Origin of the sequence: Cupriavidus sp. 30B13 (genome assembly GCF_049059565.2) — a bacterium.
In the GTDB taxonomy this organism is placed as follows: Bacteria; Pseudomonadota; Gammaproteobacteria; order Burkholderiales; family Burkholderiaceae; genus Cupriavidus.
This window is the reverse complement of the sequence record NZ_CP188224.1, coordinates 915,444-930,440: the sequence shown is the minus strand read 5'-3', so window position 1 is coordinate 930,440 and position 14,997 is coordinate 915,444. Positions and strand designations below refer to the sequence as shown.

General features: G+C 67.1%; 11 protein-coding genes. 1 reads left to right on the top strand and 10 read right to left on the bottom strand.

Annotated elements, in window-relative coordinates:
* Window positions 1-13: 13 nt before the first annotated feature.
* The 3 genes from ACKI2N_RS23445 to ACKI2N_RS23435 form a co-directional block, all read right to left on the bottom strand.
* Window positions 14-748, bottom strand: coding sequence for a glutathione S-transferase family protein (locus tag ACKI2N_RS23445; RefSeq protein WP_420993144.1), 735 nt, complete (start codon window positions 746-748; stop codon window positions 14-16).
* Between the two features lie 402 nt (window positions 749-1,150).
* On the bottom strand, window positions 1,151-1,924 hold the full coding sequence (locus tag ACKI2N_RS23440; protein ID WP_420993143.1) for a hypothetical protein: 774 nt from the start codon (window positions 1,922-1,924) through the stop codon (window positions 1,151-1,153).
* 64 nt (window positions 1,925-1,988) lie between these two features.
* Window positions 1,989-2,789, bottom strand: a complete 801-nt coding sequence (locus ACKI2N_RS23435) for an AraC family transcriptional regulator (protein WP_420993195.1) — start codon at window positions 2,787-2,789, stop codon at window positions 1,989-1,991.
* Between the two features lie 97 nt (window positions 2,790-2,886).
* Here ACKI2N_RS23435 and ACKI2N_RS23430 point away from each other — a divergent pair, with 97 nt between their 5' ends.
* Entirely contained in the window at window positions 2,887-3,858 is a 972-nt protein-coding gene (locus ACKI2N_RS23430; RefSeq protein WP_420993142.1) for a quinone oxidoreductase family protein, read from the top strand.
* Window positions 3,859-3,913: 55 nt separating this feature from the next.
* On the opposite strand, the gene ACKI2N_RS23425 is transcribed toward ACKI2N_RS23430, so the two are convergent.
* The 7 genes from ACKI2N_RS23425 to ACKI2N_RS23395 form a co-directional block, all read right to left on the bottom strand.
* Window positions 3,914-7,237 (bottom strand): efflux RND transporter permease subunit, encoded by a 3,324-nt coding sequence (locus ACKI2N_RS23425; RefSeq protein ID WP_420993141.1) that lies wholly within the window; start codon window positions 7,235-7,237, stop codon window positions 3,914-3,916.
* Window positions 7,238-7,247: 10 nt separating this feature from the next.
* Window positions 7,248-8,444: an efflux RND transporter periplasmic adaptor subunit gene (locus ACKI2N_RS23420; protein WP_420993140.1), complete on the bottom strand. Its 1,197-nt coding sequence runs from the start codon at window positions 8,442-8,444 to the stop codon at window positions 7,248-7,250.
* Window positions 8,445-8,566: 122 nt separating this feature from the next.
* Window positions 8,567-10,222: an efflux transporter outer membrane subunit gene (locus tag ACKI2N_RS23415; protein ID WP_420993139.1), complete on the bottom strand. Its 1,656-nt coding sequence runs from the start codon at window positions 10,220-10,222 to the stop codon at window positions 8,567-8,569.
* Window positions 10,223-10,537: 315 nt separating this feature from the next.
* A complete protein-coding gene (locus tag ACKI2N_RS23410) occupies window positions 10,538-12,175 on the bottom strand; it encodes an NADP-dependent glyceraldehyde-3-phosphate dehydrogenase (RefSeq protein ID WP_420993138.1) in 1,638 nt (545 codons plus the stop codon).
* 280 nt (window positions 12,176-12,455) lie between these two features.
* Window positions 12,456-12,749 (bottom strand): putative quinol monooxygenase, encoded by a 294-nt coding sequence (locus tag ACKI2N_RS23405; protein ID WP_420993137.1) that lies wholly within the window; start codon window positions 12,747-12,749, stop codon window positions 12,456-12,458.
* Window positions 12,750-12,849: 100 nt separating this feature from the next.
* On the bottom strand, window positions 12,850-13,914 hold the full coding sequence (locus tag ACKI2N_RS23400) for an Ldh family oxidoreductase (protein ID WP_420993136.1): 1,065 nt from the start codon (window positions 13,912-13,914) through the stop codon (window positions 12,850-12,852).
* 104 nt (window positions 13,915-14,018) lie between these two features.
* Window positions 14,019-14,984: a Bug family tripartite tricarboxylate transporter substrate binding protein gene (locus tag ACKI2N_RS23395; RefSeq protein ID WP_420993135.1), complete on the bottom strand. Its 966-nt coding sequence runs from the start codon at window positions 14,982-14,984 to the stop codon at window positions 14,019-14,021.
* Window positions 14,985-14,997: the final 13 nt, after the last annotated feature.

The window sequence follows — 14,997 nt, the reverse complement described above, 5'->3', positions numbered from 1 at the left end:
CTTGCGAAGGCATTCAGCCAGCAGCCACGGCCGGCGCCGCCTTGCTGTTCAGATAGGCGATCAGCGGCTCCAGGTACGGCAGGTCCTCGGCGATCAGGTCTTGCCCGCTGCGGTTCTTGACGCTCGGCCGCTCGTTGATCCTGGCGCGCCATTCGAGCAGGGCGGTGTGATCTTCGGGTACCGCGAGCCCCGCGTAGTCGCCATGCATCAGCGCGGCCCACACGGTGATGTCCGCGACCGAGAACTGCTCGCCGGCCACGTAGGGCTGCGCGCGCAGCACGCCGTCGAAGTACTTCATGCCCGCCATCGCGCGTTCCCCGTGCTTGTCGCCCCACTGCTTCCTGAAAGCCCAGTCGGCGCTCTTGAACGCTTCGTTGGCCTTGCCGAGCCCGGGTGTCGAATGATGGAAGAATACGCCTATCCCGTTGATCAGCTGATCGTCGGCCCGCTTCTGCATCATGTGGATGACCGCTTTCTCGCGCGCGGTGCGCCCGGTAAGGATGGGATTGCCGTCGAGATTGTCGAGATATTGGGTAATCGCGATGCACTCCGCGATGAACGTGCCGTCGTCGAGTTCGAGCACGGGGACGGTCGAGGTGGGGTTTTTCTCGCGAAACGCGCCTTGCTGATGTTCTGCGCCATAGAGATTGACGCGCACGAACTCGACCTGCGATTCCATTCCCTTCTCGGCCAGTACGATACGGATGCGCGCCGGATTGGGAAAACCGGCTATGTCGTGGACTTTCATGTGAATTACCTTTTTGCGGAGCCTTGCGGCGGAAAATCGGGAGACAGGAGGCGTGCGACGCACGGCCCCTGGCCCGCTGACGTTGCGGGGGACTGTACTCATGACGGACTGAGGGAGTCGGTGCCGGCTTTTCCTGGCCGGCAGCAGCATTGAATTCCGGATTGCCTGCCTGGGCGCATCTCACGCGCTTGCAAAGCGAATCGGACGCTGCCGGCGCGGCACTGCCGCCTTCGCCCGTGGCCGGGCATGCAACGCTTCAACTGCGTCGAAGTGTAATGGCGCCGGCAATGGAGATAAATGCCGCGCGGTGGAAACATCCTCCATCGCTATGGATAGTGGCCTGGCGCACCGGCCTTCGAGCCGGATCCGCCTCCGACCAGGACCGCCGCCCGGCCCCGGCGGCTAGTCCGCCGGGTGCCACCGGCCGGAATCCGGGCACACGCAGACCCTTGCACCGTCGAGCCGGACTTGCTCCTCTTGCCCCTCTTCTTCCTCTTCCAGTTGCAGCGCGGTCGACGGGTCGGTGTCGAAGGCAACCTTGAGTGCCTGTCCGACGCGGGCGTCTTCGATGGGAAGCTCCCAGGTCAGGAATAGCTGGGTGCAATCCTCGCCGGCGGGGAAGTCGGCCGCATGGAAACCGCTGCTGCCGCGCCGGATGACACCATGAGGCTGGCACGTGTCGAACAGGATGGCCGTGCCCCGGCGGAGCGGAATGCGCAGATCCAGCGCGGGAAAATGCACGTCCTGCCCCTTGTCCTCGCTCACGAAGAGATTGCAGAAAGCCGCGCCGCCATATTGCGTGCCGTCATGGTGATACCTCGCGCCGCGGCACGCCATGAGGGCAATGTCGCCGGCGGCGAGCACGCCGGGCAACCCGAGCGCGCCGGCCCAGCCGGCCATCGCCTGCACGCAGCGCGCGTAGTCCGGCCAGCGCGTGCGTGCCCGCGCCAGCGGCATTGCCTCGACATCGCCGGGCTCCAGGACCAGGCGCGACGATATCTCCCGGGCCCAATCCGCCAGCAGCCGCGCGGGCGGCATGGGGATGTCGACCGTGCCCGCCAGCACGATGTCGCTGACGCGCCGGCTGCGGATGGCGTCGCCGCTGCGGAAGTAGGAAGTGAGCTGGTCTGGCACCGGATGTCGTGGAGGGCGGTGGTTCATCGGGGTCGGGGTCATGCGGCTGCCTCGGCAAGGTAACGGATCATAGCGCGCCGGGCGTGCCGGACCGCCGATGCGCGCGCTACGCGCCGCGGCCGTTCTCCGGCGTGGCGGCCGCCGCATAGCGCCCGGGCGTCGTCCCCAGCGCGCGGCGGAACATGTCGATGAACGCGCTGACGTTGTCGTAGCCGAGATCGAGCGCAATCGTCGTGACGGGCAACCCGTCCGCGATCAGCTCGAGCGCGCGCAGCAGGCGGGCCTGCTGCCGCCATTGCGCGAAGGTCAGGCCGGTCTGCGCCACGAAGCGGCGGCTCAGCGTGCGCGGCGCGACGCCGGCCCACGCGGCCCATTGGCCGAGGTGGCGGTTGTCCGCCAGATCGCCGGCCAGTGCGTCGGTGATCCGGATGAGCCGGGGATCTGCGGGAAGCGGCAGGCCCAGCGATGCCGCTGGCGAGGCGGCCAGCTCGTCGAGGATGACCTCGGCAATGCGCGTCTGTGCCGGATCGAGTCCGGCGCCGGGCCAGGTGGCGGCGCGCCGCACGGCCTCGCGCAACAAGGGCGTGGCGCGGATGGCGCGCGGCTCCCGCGGCAACGGCGCGCAGCGGTCTTCGGCAATGAACACGCTCCAGCCCGAGAACGGGCCGTATGAGCGCACCGCGTGGACGCAATGCGGCGGAATCCAGATCGCATGGATCGCGGGAACGACCCACTGGTGCTTGTCCAGCCCGACCGAGACAAGCCCGCTCAACGCCCCCATGAGCTGCCCGCGCGCATGGCTGTGCGACGACTTCGTGCGCGCCTCGCTTTGCGTGAGCTCGGCCGCGACGAGGAACGGACCGGCCGGCGAGGTCATGAGGTCCGGGCGAATGATAGGAGTGAGCATGGCCAAAACACGGTATGGAATGGCATTTATACCGGAGACCGGTCGCTTCCGCACGCCTAGACTGGCCGCACCTGATCGCCATTTCCAAGGAACCGCCATGAAAGCCGCTGTCGTCACGGAAGCCGGACAGTCCCCTGTCTACGATGACTTCCCATCCCCCGCTGCGCAGGGCGGCCATCATCTGGTCGAGGTCACCGCTTCCGCGCTGAGCCGCGTCACCCGGGCCAAGGCGGCGGGCGCGCATTACTCGTCGCCGGATGCCCTGCCGTTCGTGGCGGGCATCGACGGCACCGGGCGCCTCGAAGACGGCCGGCGCGTCTATTTCTTCGGGCCGCAGGCGCCGTTCGGCGCGATGGCGCAACGCAGCCTCGTGCGCGCGGCACACTGCATTGCCCTGCCCGATGCGCTCGACGACGTCACCGCCGCCGCGATCGCGATCCCGGGCATGTCGTCCTGGGCAGCGCTCACCGAGCGGGCCCGCTTCGTGCGGGGCGAGACGGTGCTGGTCAACGGCGCGACCGGGGCCTCGGGCCGGCTGGCGGTCCAGATCGCCAAATATCTCGGCGCCGGCAAGATCATCGCGACGGGCCGCAATGCGGCCGCGCTGGACATGCTCGGACACCTCGGGGCCGATGTGGCGATTTCGCTGGAGCAGGACGAAGACAGCCTGAGCCAGGCCTTCGCAGCGCACTTCCGCGCAGGAGTGGACATCGTGCTGGACTACCTGTGGGGAGCCAGTGCCCGCTCACTGCTGCTCGCCGCGGCAAAGGCCTCGGCGGAGGCTTATCCGGTCCGCTTCGTCCAGATCGGCTCGGTCGGCGGCGCCGACATCGAGCTGCCGGGCGCCGTGCTGCGCGCCGCCGCGATCACGCTGACGGGCAGCGGCATCGGCAGCATCGCCTTGCCGCGCCTGCTGCATGCGGTGAAGGAAGTGCTCGATGCGTCGATGCCCGCCGGGCTGCGGATCGCGACCGAGGCCGTGCCGCTGGCCGAGCTGAGCCGACATTGGGAAAACGTGGACAGTCCGGTGCGGACTGTCTTCACGCTGCCATCGTATGCACCTCGATAAAGTGATACCCAAGCCGCAATTCGGTGATGATGGGTGCCTGCGCTTCGACGCCCCGCTACACGGGCGCGCTCTCGTCATTCGCTCCGCGGCTGCCGCCACCTCCGCCACCTCCGCCACCTCCGCCACCTCCGCCACCTCCGCCACCTCCGCCACCATGATGCGATATCTTGTGCGTCACCTCGTCGAGCTTGTCTCCGAGCAGCCGTCTCACCGTGACATAGAACACGGGAATCAGCAGCAGGCCGAGGAACGTCGCGAACAGCATCCCGCCGATCACGCCGGTGCCGATCTCGTGCCGCGACGAGGCGCCGGCGCCGGTGGACACGATCAGCGGGAACACGCCGAGAATGAATGCCATCGACGTCATCAGGATCGGGCGCAGGCGCAGGCGTGCCGCGGTCACGACCGCGTCATAGAGCGTCATCCCGCGCGCCTGCCCCTCGACCGCGAATTCGACGATCAGGATCGCGTTCTTCGCGGCAAGGCCGATGACCGTGACGAGGCCGATCTTGAAGTAGATGTCGTTCGGCACGTCGCGCAACAGGCAGAACACCAGCATGCCGAGCATCCCGACCGGCGCCACGAGCAGCACCGAGGCGGGAATCGACCAGCTCTCGTAGAGCGCGGCCAGGCACAGGAACACGACCACGATAGACAGCGCCATCAGCGTGGTCGCCGAACTCCCCGACAGCAGCTCCTGATAGGACTGCCCGGTCCAGTCCGCGGCGAATCCGCGCGGCAGCTTCTCGTCGACGATGCCCTGCAGCGCCTGCATCGCCTGGCCGGTGGAATACCCCGACGCCGAATTGCCGACGATCTCGATCGCGGAATAGCCGTCGTAGCGCGGCAGCACCGTCGGCCCGATGTCCCAGTTGGACTTCACGACGCTCGACAGCGGCACCATGTTGTACGGGCTGATCGACGTATTGCCGACGGACGGATTCACCTGCGTCAGATAGCCGCTCGTGTTGGTCGCCGTGGCCGCCGTGTTCGCCGCCCCGCTCGCGGGACTCACGATGCCCGCCGGCGTATAGAGGTGCTGGAACGCATCCAGCCCCATCCGGTATGGCGCATCGGCCTGGATGTACACGCGCTTCACCCGGCCGGCGTAGGTGAACTGGTTCACGAAGAACGGCGCCAGCTGCATCTGGATGGTGTCATAGACGTCCGTCAGCGACAGCCCCATCGACTGCGCCTGGGTGCGATCCACCGCGATCCGCAATTGCTGCGCGCTCGGCAGCGAGTTCGCCCGGATCCCGTAGAGAATGGGACTCTTGACCGCATTCTCGAGCAGCGTCTGCTCGGCGGCGCCCAACTCCGCGCGTGACTGCCCGGCACGCGCCTGCAGGTACATGTCGACGCCGCCGAACTGGCTGAGCCCGCGGATCGTCGGCAGATTGGTGGCGAAAATCTGCGCGTCGGAGACGCTGTGCAGGATCTGGTTGACCTGCGGAATCAGTTCCATCGCGCTCAGCGAGCGCGCCCCCCAGTCGGTCAGCTTGATGAACGTCATGCCGACGTTCTCGCTCGTGCCGACGAAGCTGAAGCCGACCGGCTGGAACATGGCGTCGATGTCCTTCCCGATCGGGCTGCGCAGCAGCTTTTCGCGCACTTCGCCCATCACGCGGTTCGTGCTCTGCAGCGTCGAGCCTGACGGCAGGTTCACGAGCACCAGGATGAAGCCCTGGTCCTCGTCGGGAACGAAACCCGTCGGCAGCTTCGTGTACAGGAATCCGGTCAATACCACGACCAGCACGAAAGCCATCATCCAGCGCGGCGCATGCCGCACCGCCCGCCCGACATGCCCCAGGTACGTGTGCGAGATCCGGTCGAAGCCGCGGTCAAACCAGCGGAACACCACGTTCTTCTTGTCGGGGTGGACAGGCTTCAGGATGGCGGCGCACAGCGACGGCGTGAACGACATGGCGAGAAACGCGGAAAACACCATCGAGATGGCGATGGTCAGCGCGAACTGCGCATAGATGATCCCCGTCGCGCCCGGCTGCAGCGCGGACGGCACGAACACCGCCGACAGCACGACGGTGATCGCCACGATGGCGCCGGTGATCTGCTCCATGGCCTTGCGGGTTGCCGCCCTCGGCTCTGCGTGTTCCTCGCTCATGATGCGCTCGACGTTCTCGATCACCACGATCGCGTCGTCCACCACGATCCCGATCGCCAGCACCATCCCGAACAGCGTCAGCTGGTTCAGCGTGTAGTGCAGCAACGAAAGGCCGATGAAGGTGCCGAGCAGCGCAACCGGAATCACGAGTGTCGGGATGATCGTGGCCCGGATGTTCTGCAGGAAGATCAGCATCACGAGAAACACCAGCACGATCGCTTCGATCAGCGTGCGGACCACGTCGGTGATCGAGGCGGTGATGAACGGCGTGGTGTCGTAAGGGACGCTCCATGTCACGCCCGGCGGCAGATCCCGCGCGAGCGTCGCCATCCCGGCCTTGACCGCATTCGCCACCGAAAGCGCGTTGGCGCCCGGCAGCAGGAAGACCGCCATGCCGCCGGCGGGCTTGCCGTCATAGATCGGCGCGATCCCGTACGTCTGCGCGCCGAAACTGACGCGCGCCACGTCGGAGAGCCGCACCGTCGTGCCGTCGCTGTTCGCCAGCAGGATGATGTCGCGGAACTGCTGCAGCGACGAGAACAGGCTGTCGCCGGACACCGTCGCGGTGAAGACCTGCCCTTTCACCGCCGGGTCCGCGCCCAGCGAGCCGGCCGCGAACTGCGCGTTCTGCGAATTCACGGCGTTGAGCACCTGGGTGGTCGACAGCCCATAGCCTTGCAGCTTGTCGGGATCGAGCCAGATGCGCGCCGCGTATTCGGAGCCGAGCAGGGTCGTGTTGCCGACGCCGCTGATCCGCCCGATCACCGGCTGGATCTGCGACGCGAGGATGTCGCTGAGCCGCGCGGCGTCCACCGCCGGGCTGTTCGAGCGCAGCGCAATGAACATCAGGATGTCCGGGCTCGCCTTCGCGACCACCACGCCCTGCTGGGTCACCTGCGCGGGCAGCAGCGGCGCGGCGAGCGTGACCTTGTTCTGCACCTGCACCTGCGCAATGTCGGGGTTGGTGCCGGTCGCGAAGCTGAGCGTGATGACGGTCTGGCCATTGGAGCTCGACGTGGAGCTGAAATACAGCAGGTTGTCGATGCCGGTGAGCTGCTGCTCGATCACCTGGGTCACCGTCGATTCCATCGTCGCGGCGCTTGCGCCCGGATAGTTCGCGGTGACCGTCACCTGCGGCGGCGCGATGTCCGGATACGAGTCGATCCCCATGCTGCGCATGGCGATGATGCCGAACAGCGAGATCAGGATGGCGACCACCCAGGCGAATACAGGTCGTTCGATGAAGAAACTCGGCATGGACGACCTCCTACTTGTGCGGCGCGCCGGCCGGCTGGCTGGCGGATGCCGCTACGGCCGGCTGGGCCGGCTGCCACGGCGTCGTGGTCGCCTGGCTGCCCTCCTGCACGGCCTGCACGCCCGTGACGACGACCCGGTCGCCGTCCGCGAGGCCCTTCGTGATGATCCAGTCGGTGCCCCGGCTGCCGGTCGCCTCGACGTCCTTGCGCACGACCTTGCCGTCCGGCCCGACCACCAGCAGGTAGGCCCCCTGGGTATCGCGCAGCAGCGCCTGCTGCGGAATCAGGAAGATGTTGTTCTGCTGGCCGAAGTTCGCCGTGAGCGTCACGTACATGCCGGGCAGCAGCAAGCGCTGAGGATTGGCGACGAGCGCGCGCAGGTTGACCGCGCCCGTGGTCGCGTTGACGGCCACATCCGAGAAGTCCAGCGCGCCGGTGCGGCCGTATGGCGCGCCGTTGGGCAGGCTCACCTGCACCGTCGTGGCGCTTTGCTTGGCCAGGTCGACCGATCCGTCGCCCTGGGACAGCCGCAGCGTCGTGAGGTCGGCGGAGCTCATGGTGAAGTTCACGTAGACCGGGTCGATCTGCTGGACCGTCGTCAGCAACGTGCCGCCCGAGCCGGTGTCGTTCGTGCTGCTGCCGACCACGGCGCCCGCCGTCACCAGCTGCTGCCCCGCGATGCCGTTGATCGGCGACGTCACGCGGGTATAGCCGAGGTTGATGCGCGCGCTCTCGACCGCCGCCCGATCCGCCTGAACCTTGGCGGCGGCGCTGCGCTCGGCGGCATCGGCGTTGTCGACCGTCTGCTGCGACACGGATCCGACCGGCAGCAGCTTGCGATTGCGCTCGGCGGTGATGCGGTCGTTGACGTAGGTGGCCTGGTCCTGCGCAAGCTGCGCGACAGCGTTGTCGAGCTGCGTCTTGTAGAACGCCGGATCGATCTCGAACAGCACCTGCCCTTGCCGGACTTCGCTGCCTTCGGCATAGACGCGCTTCGTCAGCACGCCGGACACGCGCGCGGTGACGTTGGCGCTGTAATACGGCGAAAGGCGCCCGACGAACTGCCGCGTGAGCGGCACGCTCTGCGCCCGGGCCGTGACCACGGCCACCTGCGGCGGGGGCGGCGCGGGCGGCTTGCTCTTGGAACAGGCCGCGAGCGCAATGACGCCCAGACACAGCACTGGCACGATCGAAGGGAGTGACTTCATGACATGGAAACTCCAGTCTGGCTCGGCGCCGAAAACGCCGGCACGGCACCACCCGCGCCGGCGCGCCGGTGGCCGCGCGCGGCGCCTGCGGCGACACCCCCGGGCAGGCACGAAAAAATCTTTCAGTCGGACGGCGGGCCGGCGGTCTGCCGGAACGCCGGCGGAATGTCCGGCGAAGCGTTCGAAGAGACGTTCGAAGACAGCGGACGGCCAGCCGCCGATGCCGCCATTGCGTCATCCCATTGCCAGCCACCGCCGAGGTTCCTGATGAGCGCGACGCTGCTCTGTGCCAGCGTCGACTGCGTGTCGTGCAGGCTCTGTTCGGCCTCGATCAGCGTGAGCTGCTGGGTAAGCAAGTCCTGCTCGCTCGCGGTGCCGACGTCGCGCTGTGCCTGCACACTGGCGAACAGCTGCCGGTTGCGCTGCAGGATGTTGGCGAACGCCCGCTCCTGCGTGCGCAGATGGTTGACCGACGACAGGCTGTCTTCGACGCTCTGAAAGGCGCTGAGCACCGTGTTGCGATACGTCGCCACCGCCTGGTCGTAACTGGCACGGGCCTCGCTCACGGCGGCGGTACGCGCGCCGCCGTCGAAGATCGTCTGCGCGAGATCGGGGCCGAGCGTCCAGAACCGGCTCGGCAGGGAAAACAAATGCGCGAACGTGTTGTGCTGGAAGCCGCCTTCGGCGGACAGCGTCAGGCTCGGGAAGAACGCCGCCTTGGCCGCGCCGATTTTCGCGTTCGCCGCCGCGGCCATGCGCTCCGCGCTCACCACGTCGTAACGCCGCTCGAGCAGCTGCGACGGCAACTGGAGCGGCACGTCGGGGACCGGGAACGGGTACGCCGGGTCCGGCGCGATGTCGAGACTTGCGGGCGGTACGCCAACCAGCACGGCGATCGCGTGCTCGGTCTGCTCGCGGGATATCTTTGTCGCCTGCAGGTTGGCCACGACGGTTTCGAGCACGTCCTGCGCGACCAGCACATCATCGCTCGACGACTCGCCTTCGCGGTACGAGGCACGGGTCATGTCGAGGATCTTGCTGTCGATGTCCTGCTGCCGCGTGAGCGACAGGATGTCGTAGTCGGCCTGCCGCAACGCGAGGTAGTCGACGACGACGCTTGCGGCGATCGACAGCCGCATGCCGGCGAGCTGCGCGTCGCTCGACTGCGCGCTGTCCTTCGCGGATTCGATCTGGCGGCGAATCGCGCCCCACAGGTCGAGCTCCCAGCTTGCCGAAGCGGACGCGCTCACGCTGTTGAAGACGCCCGGGATGGCCGCCCTCCCCGACGACGAGACGCCCGACGCCCCCTGGGTCACGCCCGTGCCGATGCCGCTGCGGGCACCCGAAAGCCCGGCCGCCACAACGGGGAAAAGCGTCGCGGTGTTGGCCTGCACGGTCGCCAGAGCGAGACGATAAGCCGCCTCGGCGGCGACGATCGACTGGTTGGCGTTCAGCGAGCGCTCGACGAGCTCGTTCAGCGTGTCGTCGCGATACATGCGCCACCATGTGCCCGGTATCAACGCTGCCGGATTGGCTTCGGCGCGTTGCCAGTCGACGCCTTCCTTGAAACTCTGCGGGATCTGCACCTCGGGCTTGCGATAGTCAGGCCCGGCCATGCAGGCCGCGAGCAGGAAAACGAGCGAGAGCGAGAGCGAACGCGCGAACGCGAGCGGAGAATGCGCGAACGCGCGCGCGGCGCCGCCATGCGCGAGGAGCCGGCATCCCAACCCTATGGTGCCGCTCTCCACAAGGCCCGCAGTCTGCGGCTCTGTCTTCACGCGCATTCCTCGAGGGCCTCATGACGAAACCGAAAAGATGCCTACATATGACCCTCAGACGCGTGCCGCGACAACCGGCCGTCCGCACCGGAGTCCGCACCGGACTTACGGGGCGGCCCTGTCCATGCCGCTCCCGGTTCGGTTCATGGCAAGCGCGATCGCTGCGAACCATGCAGGTGCGCTTCAAATAAACTAGTCGACAGTAGGCCGGAGGTCAATGAGACATGCAAAAGAACAATTCGCCCGTCCCGGCAGGAAGAAATGCGCGGTGGCGGCCCTGCCCTTCCCGGCCGGGCGAGCGGGCAGCCGCGGCCTTCAGAAGATGAAGCGCGTGTTGATGAACGCGGACTTGTGGCCGAGCACGATCTCGTCGAGCAGCGCCTTGGACGCGGCCGTCGACTTGGCGGCGACCATGGTGCGGATCGAGAACGCCCGCAGCGCGTCCGACACGGAGAGCGTCCCTTCCGCCGAATCCTTGCGCCCCGTAAACGGGAAGATGTCCGGCCCGCGCTGGCATTGGCAATTGATGTTCACGCGGCAGACCTGGTTGACCAGCGGGTCGACAAGCGTGGCGATGGTGTCGGGGTCGGAGCCGAAGATGCTGACCTGCTGGCCGTAGTCGGAGCTCTCCACGTAGCACAGCGCGGCGTCGATCTCGTCGAACGGCACGACCGGCACCACCGGGCCGAATTGCTCCTCCCGGTACAGCTTCATGGTTTCGTTCACGGGATACACCACCGCGGGAACAAAGAAGGACTCGCAGCTCTGGCCACCGTGGCCGTTGCGGATGGTCGCGCCCTTCTCCTGCGCGTCGGCCAGGCACTGCGCGAGATATGCCGGCTTGTTGCGATCGGGCAATGGCGTAATGAAGACGCCCTCCTCCCACGGCATGCCCATGCGCAACGCCGAGACGGCGGCGCAGAATTTGGCCAGGAACGCCTCGGCGATGGTCCGGTCGACCATGATCGTCTTCAGCGCCGTGCACCGCTGGCCGTTGAAGGACAGCGAGCCCAGCACGCATTCGCGTACGGCCAGGTCCAGGTCGGCGTCGGCCAGGACGATGGCGGCATTCTTGGCATCCAGGCCGAGCACGGCGCGCAGGCGATTGGTCTTCGGATGCAGCTTCTTGAGCTTGTCGGCCACGCGGGACGACCCGATGAGCGCCAGGACGTTGATCTGTCCGGACTCCATCAAGGGTGGCACGACCTCTTCGCCCCGGCCGTAGACGGTGTTCACGACACCCGTGGGAAAGGCGTCCCGGAAGGCTTCCAGGATGGGAGCGAACAGCAGCGTACCGAACCTGGGCGGCTTGAACAGGACCACGTTGCCCATGATCAATGCCGGGATGAGCGTCGTAAACGTCTCGTTCAGCGGATAGTTGTAGGGCCCCATGCAGAGCACCACGCCCAGCGGCGCGCGCCGGATCTGCGCGATGGTTCCTTCGGCGACCTGGAACCGCGAGTTGTTGTTGTCCAGTTCCTTGAGCGCATCGATGGTCTGCCGGATGTAATCGATGGTGCGATCGAATTCCTTGGCCGAATCGACGGCCGATTTGCCGATCTCCCACATGATCAGTTTCACGATCAGCTCGCGCATCTCGCACAGGCGGCAGGTGAAGTCCTGGACGTGCGCGATGCGCCGGTCGACGGACATGGTCGGCCAGAGGCCGGTGCCCGATGCGTACGCCTGCACGGCTGCCGCCAGCGCCTCGCGGCTTTCCGCCGCGGTGGTGATCGGATAGCTGCCGACCTCGAACGGCCGCAGGCCGCCGTCCGCGTCGCGCACGTGAACCGGCGAGAGCACGGTGTGGAAAGGCCCTTCCCACTCCCGCAGCCGGCCATCGATCAGAATGGCGCGTTGATGCAGCGGCCCGGCGAGGCGGTATTCCGGCGGGATGTCCTCGGGGCGCGGAAACCGCGCCGCCAGCTCGGCGTATTGTCGGAGAGCAGTCATCTGTACCACCATCGATGAGCGGAACGGGTTGGAGGGAGAACGATGCGCGGCAGGTTCGTCGGCCCGGCGCAGGCATCCACACCATCATAGACCGCCATTGCGACATCGGACGGCTCGTTCAAGCAGGTGCGGGCGCACCCGCCGCCGAACCGGTCCGTCGCGGCGCTTCGAGGTCCCGGGCCGGCCGCCCGCGCCGCCTTGCAGCCCGGCCGCCCCGGCGCCGCCACGATCCCGGTGTGGCGCCCGCGACGCACTCACCGAGAAAAGCGGCCTGGCGCCCCTACGGCTTGCCCTCGAGCCGCCCATATTCCGCGACCTGCTTTTTCACCACCCATTCGCTGCTGGCGCGATCGAAATCGTGAAAATGGCGCATTGCCAGATGTTCCCTGAACGCCTCGGCATCGCGGTAGATTTCGTACAGCAGGAATTCCGGGCTCTTCGGGTTCTCGAGAACATCGAATGTGAGGCAGCCGGGCTCCGCGGCAAGGGACTGCGCGGCATTGGTCAGGATCGCATCCCGGAATGCATTGCGCTTTTCCGGGAGCACCTCAATAGTCACGACGACTGCATGCATGCGTAACCTCGTTGTCGGTGGAGGTTCAAGGGAAAGACGGATCGCCGCGGGGGTTGCGCGCGCCGAGCCGCCCGGCGCGCGCGGCCGCGCGGCCGGGCGGTCAGGCCAGCGCCAGCGGAACGTCGTATCGCGCGCCGAGTTCCTGCAGTTCCCTGAGCAGGGAAGTGCCCAGCGGAATGCCGTCCCTGCGGCGCGCGCCCAGGCTGAGGTACTCGCGCTCGCCGGGCAGGTAGATGCGCTCCACGCCGGTCGCGCGCCTGGCGCCGGTGACGTCGTCCATGGCCTTCTGCATGCGCTGCATGTAGGCATCGACATCATCGAATGCGTCCACCGGCAACACGCCGAACAGGTGGCCGCTATTCTGCGCCGTGGTCGTCTTCTCGTAGAGATCGCCCACGTCGCGGCCGAAGAAGGCGCCGGACAGCATGGTGCTGAGCAGCCCGACGATCAGCGTCAGCGCATATCCCTTGGGGCCGCCCACCGGCACGACGAAGCCCTTCAGCGCCTCGGCCGCATCGGTGGTCGGCAGGCCATCGGGGCCCGTGGCCCACTCCGCGGGAATCGGCGTGCCCTCCTTGGCGGCGACGATGATCTTGCCGCGCGCGGCAATGCTGCACGCCATGTCCAGCACGATGGGGAACGCCCCCGGGGTGGGGAGGGCGATCGAGAACGGGTTGTTGCCCAGCACCGCTTCCGCGCCGCCCCAGGGGGTCATGTGGTTGATCGCGCCGATGGTGAAGCTCAGGCCGATCATGCCGTTGCGCGCGGCCATCTCCGAGTAGTACGCGGCGGCGCCGAAGTGGTTGCTGTTGCGCACCGCCACGAACGCGCAGTTTCCGCCCTTCCCTTTATCGATGGCGAGTTCCATCGCGCGGATGCCGACCAGATGGCCAAGCCCGTTGTCGCCGTCCATGACCGCGCTGGTCAGGCCATCGCGCACCAGCGAGATCTTCGGCGTGGCATTGGTGCCCCCGTCGAGGATCCGCTTGATATAGATCGGAAAGCGCACGACCCCGTGCGAATCGACGCCCCGCAGGTCCGCTTCCACCAGGTTGTCGGTGATCTCGGCTGCCTCGCCGGCCGGCACGCCCACGCGCCCGAGAATCTCCACGCAGTATGTCTTCAAGCTCGATTCGCTGACGCGAACTGTATTTGCGGCTTCCATGCTTCGCCCGTCCTTCCCACACATTGACTATTCCCAAGGCGCTCCGGCCGTGCCGGAGTGCCCACGACGACCGGCGCGCTCCCGCGCGCCGTCGAGATCGCGCGCTACTCCGCGGTGATGTTTGCCGCCTTCATGACCTGGCGCCAGTTGTTCACTTCCGTCTCCACGAACCTGGTCGCCTGCGCCGGGTTGTCGCCGATCACGTCCATACCGATATCGGCGAAGGTCTTCTTGTCCTCCGGATCCGCGAGCCCCGCAAGCACGGCCTTGTTCAGCTTCGCCACGACGGCCGGCGGCGTGTTGGCCGGCGCGGCGATGCCCACCCAGAACTTCAGCCCCATGTCCGGCACGCCGGCTTCCTTCGCGGTCGGCACGTCCGGCAGCATCGGCACCCGCTTGTCGCCGGTGACCATCAGCGCGCGCACCTTGCCGGACTGGATGAAGTTCAGCGCGGTCGGCAGCGCGGTGAAGATGACCTGGATGCGGCCGCCGAGCAGGTCCTGCATCGCCGCCGACGCGCCCTTGTACGGGATGTGCGTGAGATCGGCGCCGGTCTTCAGGCGGAAGAGCTCTCCGCCCAGGTGGGTATTGGTGCCGCGCCCGGCCGACCCGTAGTTGATCGAACCCGGAGCGGCCTTCGACAGCGCGACGAACTCCTTGACGGTGTTGGCCTTCACGCCGAGATTGACGACCATGACGAACGGCACCGACGCCACCGTCGTGATGTGCGAGAAATCCTTGACCGGATCGAACGGAAGATGCTTGTACAGGCCCGGCGCCATCGCGAAGGACAGGTCCGTGACCAGCAGCGTGTATCCGTCGTTGGGGGCCTTCGCCACGTAGTTGGCCCCGATGGTGCCGCTGGCGCCGGGGCGGTTTTCCGGGACGATCGACTGCTTCAGGGTGGTGGACATGTCCTTGGCCACCAGCCGGCCGACGATGTCGTTGGTGCCGCCGGGCGAGAACGGCACGATGAGCGAAATCGGCTTGCTGGGGTAATCCTGCGCGGCAGCCGCCGCGCCGAAAAAGGACAGCGTTACGGCGGCCAGCATCTTTTGATATTTCTGCATTGCCTTGTCTCCT

Coding starts and splice junctions, on each gene's coding strand:
- ACKI2N_RS23420 (WP_420993140.1), bottom strand. CDS start 8,444: ATGAAGTCACTCCCTTCGATCGTGCCAGTGCTGTGTCTGGGCGTCATT.
- ACKI2N_RS23425 (WP_420993141.1), bottom strand. CDS start 7,237: ATGCCGAGTTTCTTCATCGAACGACCTGTATTCGCCTGGGTGGTCGCC.
- ACKI2N_RS23410 (WP_420993138.1), bottom strand. CDS start 12,175: ATGACTGCTCTCCGACAATACGCCGAGCTGGCGGCGCGGTTTCCGCGC.
- ACKI2N_RS23445 (WP_420993144.1), bottom strand. CDS start 748: ATGAAAGTCCACGACATAGCCGGTTTTCCCAATCCGGCGCGCATCCGT.
- ACKI2N_RS23430 (WP_420993142.1), top strand. CDS start 2,887: ATGAAAGCCGCTGTCGTCACGGAAGCCGGACAGTCCCCTGTCTACGAT.
- ACKI2N_RS23435 (WP_420993195.1), bottom strand. CDS start 2,789: ATGCTCACTCCTATCATTCGCCCGGACCTCATGACCTCGCCGGCCGGT.
- ACKI2N_RS23405 (WP_420993137.1), bottom strand. CDS start 12,749: ATGCATGCAGTCGTCGTGACTATTGAGGTGCTCCCGGAAAAGCGCAAT.
- ACKI2N_RS23400 (WP_420993136.1), bottom strand. CDS start 13,914: ATGGAAGCCGCAAATACAGTTCGCGTCAGCGAATCGAGCTTGAAGACA.
- ACKI2N_RS23440 (WP_420993143.1), bottom strand. CDS start 1,924: ATGACCCCGACCCCGATGAACCACCGCCCTCCACGACATCCGGTGCCA.
- ACKI2N_RS23395 (WP_420993135.1), bottom strand. CDS start 14,984: ATGCAGAAATATCAAAAGATGCTGGCCGCCGTAACGCTGTCCTTTTTC.